3 protein-coding genes and 2 pseudogenes are annotated in these 3,331 nt (G+C 62.9%); all 5 read left to right on the plus strand.

Annotated features, from left to right (window positions below):
• Positions 1-237 (plus strand): annotated as a pseudogene (locus EOA85_RS30805) (murein L,D-transpeptidase); the annotation flags it as partial.
• Between the two features lie 363 nt (positions 238-600).
• On the plus strand, positions 601-1,914 hold the full coding sequence (gene glyA, locus EOA85_RS30815; RefSeq protein WP_127212249.1) for a serine hydroxymethyltransferase: 1,314 nt from the start codon (positions 601-603) through the stop codon (positions 1,912-1,914).
• A gap of 76 nt (positions 1,915-1,990) precedes the next feature.
• Positions 1,991-2,572 (plus strand): hypothetical protein, encoded by a 582-nt coding sequence (locus EOA85_RS30820; protein WP_245486162.1) that lies wholly within the window; start codon positions 1,991-1,993, stop codon positions 2,570-2,572.
• Positions 2,573-2,721: 149 nt separating this feature from the next.
• Positions 2,722-3,198, plus strand: coding sequence for a transcriptional regulator NrdR (gene nrdR / locus EOA85_RS30825; protein WP_065008049.1), 477 nt, complete (start codon positions 2,722-2,724; stop codon positions 3,196-3,198).
• A 2-nt stretch (positions 3,199-3,200) separates the two neighbouring features.
• Positions 3,201-3,331, plus strand: a pseudogene (locus tag EOA85_RS39495) (riboflavin biosynthesis protein RibD); the annotation flags it as partial.

Below are 3,331 nucleotides of genomic sequence, written 5' to 3' on the forward strand. Positions count from 1 at the left end.
CAGAACGTGCGCGACCTCGTCACCTGGATCCTGCGCGACACGCCGGGCTGGAACCGCCAGTATTTCGAGTCGGCGATCAAGAGTGGCGAGAACATCCCGGTGCAGGTCACCAATCCGGTGCCGGTCTATTTCCTTTACATCTCGGCCTGGTCGACGGGGCCTGGCGTCGTGCAGTTCCGCGACGACATCTACGGGCTCGACGGAGCCAACGAGCTGCAAATCACCTCTGCGCTCTAAGCGACTGATCTTTTTGCTGAAAGGCCGCCGGTGAGGGCGGCCTTTTGTATCCGGCTGGAGGGCGCGCTTCGCGCCGGGTCCGGAAAGCGCCGTTCGGTATAGAGCCATGCAAGTCGCCACGCGCTCAAGGCGCGGTGCTCGCCATGTTTCGCAGCCGTGAGATCAACGACCATACGAAGCAGGCGCTGCTGACCGAGATCACGCTCACCGAGGCGTTGCTGAACGGCCGGCAGGCAAGAAAATAGGTGGCTCTTTGGCCTGGCTGCCGCAATCCGACCAGCAAATTTCGCGCCGCAAACGTGGCGGGGCGAAATCAACTGTGTTAATGGCGCGGCAGACCCCCGGACAACAAGGATCTCAAGGATGGCAACAGCAGCGGCAGTGTCGAACAAATTCGAATCCTTCTTCGAAACCACGCTTGCCGATGCCGACCCGGAGATTTTCGGCGCGATCCGCAACGAACTCGGCCGCCAGCGCCACGAGATCGAGCTGATCGCATCGGAAAACATTGTCTCCCGCGCCGTGCTGGAAGCGCAGGGGTCGATCATGACCAACAAATACGCCGAGGGCTATCCGGGCAAGCGCTACTATGGCGGCTGCCAGTTCGTCGACGTGGCCGAGGAACTAGCCATCGAGCGTGCGAAAAAGCTGTTCGGCTGTAACTTCGCCAACGTCCAACCGAATTCCGGTAGCCAGATGAACCAGGCGGTGTTCCTGGCGCTGCTGCAGCCCGGTGATACCTTCATGGGTCTCGACCTGAACTCGGGCGGGCATCTGACCCATGGCTCGCCGGTCAATGTGAGCGGCAAATGGTTCAAGGTCGTTTCCTACGGCGTGCGCAGGGACGATCATCTGCTCGACATGGATGCGATCGAGAAGACCGCCCACGAGACCAAGCCGAAGCTGATCCTGGCCGGCGGCACCGCCTATTCGCGCGTCTGGGACTGGAAGCGCTTTCGCGAGATCGCCGACTCGATCGGCGCCTATCTGATGGTCGACATGGCCCATATTGCCGGCCTGGTCGCCGGTGGCGTGCATCCGTCGCCGCTGCCCTATGCCCATGTGGTGACCACCACCACGCACAAGTCGCTGCGCGGCCCGCGTGGCGGCATGATCCTGTGCAACGACGAGGATATCGCCAAGAAGATGAATTCGGCCGTGTTTCCGGGCCTGCAGGGTGGCCCGCTGATGCATGTCATCGCCGCCAAGGCGGTGGCCTTCGGCGAAGCGCTGAAGCCAAGCTTCAAACTCTACGCCGAGAGCGTTGCCGCCAATGCCAAGGCGCTTGCCTCCAGCCTGCAGGAAACCGGTCTCGACATCGTCTCCGGCGGCACCGACAACCATCTGATGCTGGTCGACCTGCGCCCGAAGAACGCCACCGGCAAACGCGCCGAGGCAGCGCTTGGCCGCGCCAACATCACCTGCAACAAGAACGGCATCCCTTTCGATCCCGAAAAGCCGTTCGTCACCTCGGGCGTGCGGCTCGGCACGCCGGCCGGCACCACGCGCGGTTTCGGCCAGGCCGAGTTCCGCGAGATCGGCAAGCTGATCGCCGAGGTGCTGGACGGGCTCAAGGCCGCGAATTCCGACGAGGGCAATGCAGCCGTCGAGGCAGCGGTGAAGGCGAAGGTGGCCGCGCTGACGAATCGTTTTCCGCTCTATCCCTATCTCGGTTGAGCTCACGCAAAGTGTCGTCCCTTATCAGCCGGAGCACTGTTTCAGTGGGGACGGAGTCCGGACAGGAGCCTTGGTGATGATGCAGATTTTCCGTGTCGCTGGCTTTGCCGCGCTTGCCGTGTTGGCGACACTGACCACCTTGCCGCTGTCTGCTTTGGCACAGTCTGCGCCCACCCCAGCCGCACCGAAGACCGAAACCTTCGGCAAGTGGTCCACCACTGTGGACGAGATCGATACCGGTGAGGATCTGCGCAAGACCTGTGTCGCCTCGACCGCCTTTCTCGACGCGAGCGGTGCCAGCGGCACCCTCACGCTCGCCATCTCGAATGGTGATGCACTGCCGCCCGATGGCTATCCAACCCTTGTCATCGCCATGAGGAACAAGGACTTGCCGACTGGCGAGAACATTCCTGCGGTGTTCGGCGACAGCAACGGCAACATCAAGGGGACCGTCAATGCCCTTGCCGGCGGACGATGGATGATGAACAACAAGATCGAGATCAGCCTGGCGCTGCTGCGTGCCATGCGCCGCGCCAGCGCACTCGATGTGATCTTCGCCGACACACCGGTCGCGACGGTATCGATGGACGGCTTCACAAAGGCCTATCGCAGTCTCGGCGTGTCATGTGGATTCCCAACCGTCGACGTCGCGCCGTAATCGGCCGGTGTTGCCGTCTGGTATGATGCTGGCAATTTTCCTCGCGCCTCGCTATCTCTGAGGCGCGAGAGGCCACCCCGATACTTTGCCATCGCGGCAAAAACCTCTAAGCCTTTCGCTCCACAAGAATCGCGAACACAAGGCTGTCCATGCGCTGTCCCTACTGCCAGTCCGAAGATACGCAGGTGAAGGATTCGCGCCCCGCCGAAGACGGCGCGGCGATCCGCAGGCGGCGCGTCTGCCCCGATTGCGGCGGCCGCTTCACCACCTTCGAGCGTGTGCAGTTGCGCGACCTCGTGGTGGTGAAGAAGTCCGGACGCAAGGTGCCGTTCGACCGCGACAAGCTGCTGCGCTCGGTCGAGATCGCGGTGCGCAAGCGCAATGTCGATCCCGAGCGCATCGACCGCGCGGTGACCGGCATCGTGCGCCAGCTCGAAAGTTCGGGCGAGACCGAGGTCGCCTCGGGCGAGGTCGGCCGCCTGGTGATGGAGGCGCTGAAATCGCTCGACGACGTCGCCTATGTGCGCTTTGCCTCGGTCTATCGCAATTTCCGCGAGGCCAAGGATTTTCACGAGGTGCTGGGTGAGCTCAAAGGTGACGAGCTCAAGGAAGAGGACGCCGGCTGAGCATGGCAGGGCCCGGGCGCAGCCAAGCCGAACAAGAGGGTCTTGATCGCCGCTTCATGGCGGCAGCACTCAGGCTGTCGCGCAAAAATGGCGGGCGGACCGCCACCAACCCCTCCCTCGGCACGCCGATCGT

Source organism: Mesorhizobium sp. M5C.F.Ca.IN.020.29.1.1 (assembly GCF_003997375.1).
Taxonomy (GTDB): domain Bacteria; phylum Pseudomonadota; class Alphaproteobacteria; order Rhizobiales; family Rhizobiaceae; genus Mesorhizobium; species Mesorhizobium wenxiniae.